Genomic DNA, 5,283 nt, shown 5'->3' with positions numbered 1-5,283 from the left:
GGCGCCAATTTCGGCGGTGTGGATCCGCTCGCGGTGGTCAATACGAATGCGGGCAACGTCACGCTGGATGGCCACTTCGCGGTGCAGTACACCGCCACGGGCGGTGACGGCAAGACATTCAACCTGCCGACCACTGTGCGTACCGGCACCGGCTCGATCGATATCGTTTCTGCCGGTGATATCGACTGGCTGGATCAGACTGCCCCCGCCACGATCTACACCGCCGGCGCCCCTGCGAATGGAACCAGCGCGGGCACGCAGGTTGCAGTGCTGAGCGCAACCGGTGCTTCGGATGCGCTGGCAACAGGCTTGGTCAACCCCGATAACGCCGGCAATGTTCTGCTCAATGCCAAGGGCAACATCAACGCCATCGAGCAGATGTATGACACCAGCGGCAACGTTACCGGTACCGCGGGCAGCTATGACGGACAGTTCTGGTGGCCATGGATGCAAACCGGCAATGCTGCCGACGGGTCGCGCTCATCGATCAACTTCGCCAACTTCGATCAGGGTGTGATGAGTGTCGGCGGCAACGTCACGGTGACGGCCGGTGGCAATATCAGCGATCTTTCCGTGTCGCTGCCGACCACGTGGTACGTGAATCCGGATGGCACCTCGATCACCACCGTGGGCGGCGGCAATCTTGTGGTGACGGCGAGCGGAAACATTCTCAGCGGCAGCTACTTCGTGGCCAAGGGCCAGGGCAGCCTGACGGCAGGCGGGCAGATTGGCTCCGACTTTACGTACAGCATTGCGTCAAATAGCAGCGATTCGTACACCTTTGGCCACATTGTTACGTCGGTCGCGCCGATTCTGGGCGCTCAGGATACGTACTGGCAGGTCTATGCCAATGCTGGCGTCGATCTAGGCGGCGTCTACGATCCTTCTTACGGATACATAGCGAATACGGCGGCCTACAGTAGCTTGTTTCCTGCAGGGCACACCGACAGCCAGAGTTACAGCTTATCTTCTGCACTGAACGTCACGGCCGCCAGTGGTGACGTCAACGTGGGTAGTTTGAGCTTGCCGACAGCGCTGTTCGGCTACGGCAATCTCCGTAACTACATGCCGGGTGCGATCTTGCCGGCGACCGTCAACCTCGCCGCGCTGGATGGTGACATCAACATACTGGGCGCTGACGGTCTCTATCCATCCAGTACAGGTGGGTTGAACATACTTGCTGCCGATACAGTGAATTTCGCGCAGTTGAACTACACGCTTGGCATCGGTACGGCGACGACGCCGCAGAATTTCGGTCTGATCGACACGTCACCTTCGGCACTCCCTTCACCGCTGTCGCCTTATGGATCAGTTGGGCAAAACAACTACCTGCAGTTGTTTATTGCCAGCTACCTGGACAACCCAGGCAATTCAGCGTCGAGTTCGCTGGTGCACCAGTCTTCGCCGCTGCATGCAAGCGATAACAATCCGGTGCGCATCTACGCACTCTCCGGCGACATCGTCGATGGCACCGATGCACCGAATGGCGTTTCGGTTCGCCAACTCGTGCTGGAGCCCGCCAAGCCAGCACTGATCTATGCAGGTCGCGACATCGCCAACCTGTCCCTGATTGGCGAGCAAACGCACGCCTCCGATATCACGCGGATCGCGGCGGGTCGCGACATCTACGATACGCAATACGCACCGAACACTGTACTGAACTATGCCCCGTTCAACGACTACCAGCTGACACCATCCATCTTGCTGGGAGGTGTGGGCAATCTGCTGATATCGGCGGGCCGCAATATCGGGCCGCTGACCAACCAGCAGGATCTTGCCAACTATGGTGGTTCGAATAGCGCCGCCCAGCAAACCGGCATCGCTACGATCGGCAATCAGGTCAACCCCTATCTGCCGCATGATGGCGCCAACGTCGGTGTGCTGTTCGGTGTCGGGCCTGGCATTACCACCAGTGATTTCATCAACAAATACGTGTTGGACAATCCCGACGGCATGGATGGTTTCGGCAGCCTGGTGCCGGACCTGGTGAGTTTCATGCAGCAGTGGGAAGCAGGCAAAGCCATCGCTACCGGTTTTGCGCAAGATCAGGTCACCGTGTCGCTGACACCTGAGCAGGCGCAAAGCGCTTTCCTGCAATTGCCAGCTTATGCGCAGCAGTTGTTCGCCCAGCAGGAATTCTTCAAGCTGCTCGCCCAGGTGGACAGCGACTACAACAATCCATCCAGTCCGTATTACCAGCAATATGCGCGCGGATATGCGGCGATCGAAAGCCTGTTCCCGGCGTCACTGGGTTACACCAACAATGGCAGCGGTGCCGGTGGCATCAACGGCGAAGCCAAGACCATCGACACGGGCGATCTGGATATTCGCAGCTCCACTATCCAGACCCAGCAGGGCGGCAGCATCAGCATCCTTGGGCCCGGTGGCCAGGCGCTGGTCGGCAGCGTCGATGCGCCCCAGGTCATCACCAATTCCCAAGGCCAGGTGATTGCCGGCCCGAACAGCATGGGCGTCCTCACGCTGGAGCAGGGCAGCGTCGACATCTTCACCGATCGCAGCGTGTTGCTGGCGCAAAGCCGTATCTTCACCGAGCAAGGCGGCGACATGGTGATCTGGAGTTCCAATGGCGACATCAATGCCGGCCAAGGTGCGAAGACCACCAGTGTGCTGCCGCCACCCACATATATCTGCTCACCGGATGCGTACTGCATCGTCGACGCGCGCGGCGAAGTGAGCGGCGCGGGCATCGCCACCTTGCAGACCATTCCTGGCGCGCCGCGCGGCAGCGTCTATCTGGTTGCGCCACGCGGCACCGTGGACGCGGGCGATGCAGGTATTCGTGTCTCCGGCAACCTGGTGGTCGCGGCTGCACAAGTATTGAATGCCGACAATATCCAGGTGCAGGGCCAGAAGATCGGTGTGCCGGTGGCGCAAGCGGTAAACGTGGGTGCGCTTACCGCAGCGGGTGCCGCTGTCGGCGCAGTAAGCAAGGTGGCGCAGGATATGGCCAATCAACAGCAGAACGATGCATTGGGCAAGCAGCCGTCGATCATCTCCGTGCAGGTGCTCGGTTTTGGTGACAGCAGTACGAGTGTCCAGGGCAATGGCTATGATCCGAACAGCCCAGTGCAAGTACTTGGAGCCGGACGGCTCAGCGAGGCGCGCAGGCGCTCATTGACTGACGCCGAACGCAAGCAACTCAGCGAATAACGACATATCCATAACCAGCGAAGAGTTGGGCAATAGCAAGGCCGGCGGGACAGGCGCCGGCCTGGGACTGACAACATGAATCGAACATCCTCCTTGCGGAATCCGTCCCAGGGACGGGGCGGTTTTTTTCGAACGAAACGCTGGACAAAGGATTGAGGCGAATCACCGTGAATCAGGGCGCAATCGTCGAAACACTGATCCAGCTCTCCAGCTTCCGCCAATACGCCATGGCCGAAGCCTTGCTCGCTGCTTGTAATGGCGAGCAATTGAAGGCATTGCTGGACGTGGCGGAGCGCGCTTTCAGCCAGCGGCTGACTTATTCGCTTGAGAAGCAATTCAAGCGAACGGGCGAACCGGGCAGCAAGATAAAGGGCATTTTGCTTGCCGAATTGATGAAGATCTTGAATACCTGGTGCATGGAAGGGCACCGCAGCGCCATACGCTGCGTACTGATGGAATTGAGCTCTCCGGATATTGCATCCCTTGCTCGCATATCGGAGCTTGACCGGGAAGTCCATTCGATGCTTCATGAATATGGACTTCCCTATGAGCCGTCGCCCTGCCACATCGTGGATGATTACCGCTAATGAAAAGCGTGTTACGTCAAAAAGTGACCCGATTAATTCTACGTAGCCGCAAAACCACGTAGGCTGGGATGAAATCCCAGCTTCTTTACGCTTCGCGATGCTGGGATTTCATCCCAGCCTATGTTCCCATCAGTAGCACGTGGCGCACCGGAGACAGCGATGCCGTTCGGCATGAGTTGCGACATAAAAAGCTCCCGCAAAATAATAAAAATACACATGGCTATAAAACGTGAAGGACTCTATGCAAAATAATGGCACTTACACTAAGTGTGACTAGCCGCACATGCTGCATGTCGACGCAAAAAATATGACATTAAATATTATTTCTGCGCGTCAATTCTGTAATTAAGATGGCATATTCAACGACACCAATATTTAATTTCGTCGTCATTGCGCAGGCGTAAAAAAGCCGAGCCCCCAATCCCGGGGGTAAATATGCGCAATGGGGATACATCATGAATCACGGACTTCTCAAGGCTAAGCTGGCGATCGGTGCGCTTGCTCTGGCCATGGCTACCGTTTCGTATGCAGGCACGACGCTGGTGGGTGGCGGTGCAACGCTGCCCGCGATCGGTTATGTAGGGACCGGCGCTCAAACGAATCATCAGGTTTTCCCGGCGGGTACGGGCTCCTTGTTTGCTGTTTACAGCGCAGTGCGCGGCAACCCGACGGTGTCTTACTGCCAGACCGGCAGTGGCGCCGGCAAGAACACTCTGGCCGGTGTGTCCGGCTTCAGCGTGCAGAATGCCTGCACACCGGATTCGAGCGGCGCTTATCACGGCTTCGGGGCCAGTGCGACCGGCGTGGGACGTTCCGATCTGACGCAACCCAGCTTCGCCGCTGCCGATTCACCGTTGTCGACGACTGACGTCTCCAACTACCAGGCCAATCACAGCAGCACCTTTCCGGTGCAGTTCCCGGCCGTCGCTGGTGCGATCACCATCGGCATGAACATGAAGACCACGAAGGGTGTGGTGTTGAACAGCGCCAACACCAACTTCAGCGACGCGCAAATTTGCAGCATTTTCTCCGGCGCGGTCACCAACTGGGCCGATCCTACGCTGGCCAGCGCGTATACGCTGGGCTCGGGTGACTCCATCCCCTCCACCACCATCAAGGTGCAATATCGTTCCGACGGTAGCGGCACCACCTTCAGCTTCAGCAACCACTTGACGGCGGTGTGCCCGGCTGTGAGCGGCAACCACTTCCTGGCCAGCCAGACCTTTACCCAGGTCGTGTCGCAGTTCCAGCCCACCATCCCCTCCACCTGGACGGGCTCCAGCGGCAACCCGGCCGTTACCGCGGCGATCGCGGCTACCGCCGGCAGCATCGGCTACGCCGAAATGGCCAACTCGCTGCAAGCCGGCATCGGTTTCGCCAAGGTGAATGGTGTGGACCCGGCCACCTTCGGCTCGGCGGTGACGATTGCTTCCAGCTCGCTGAAGGCCTACAACGCGATCAGCAGCACCACCTGGGGAACGAACGGCCAGCCGCAGCTCGTTGCCATCTCGGGCGCGCCGAGCAA

3 protein-coding genes are annotated in these 5,283 nt (G+C 58.7%); all 3 read left to right on the top strand.

Annotation, left to right across the window (positions count from 1 at the left end; genetic code table 11):
- Window positions 1-3,171: filamentous haemagglutinin family protein (locus VJR68_RS13070; protein ID WP_324148263.1), on the top strand; the 3,171-nt coding region annotated here is incomplete at its 5' end.
- A 227-nt stretch (window positions 3,172-3,398) separates the two neighbouring features.
- Window positions 3,399-3,758, top strand: coding sequence for a hypothetical protein (locus VJR68_RS13065; protein WP_324148261.1), 360 nt, complete (start codon window positions 3,399-3,401; stop codon window positions 3,756-3,758).
- Window positions 3,759-4,213: 455 nt separating this feature from the next.
- A partial coding sequence (locus tag VJR68_RS13060) for a substrate-binding domain-containing protein (RefSeq protein ID WP_324148259.1) occupies window positions 4,214-5,283 on the top strand: 1,070 nt, incomplete at its 3' end.

The organism is Dyella sp. (genome assembly GCF_035277725.1).
Classification (GTDB): domain Bacteria; phylum Pseudomonadota; class Gammaproteobacteria; order Xanthomonadales; family Rhodanobacteraceae; genus Dyella_B.
Note: the sequence above shows the minus strand (reverse complement) of the source record. Positions and strands in the feature narration are given on the sequence as shown.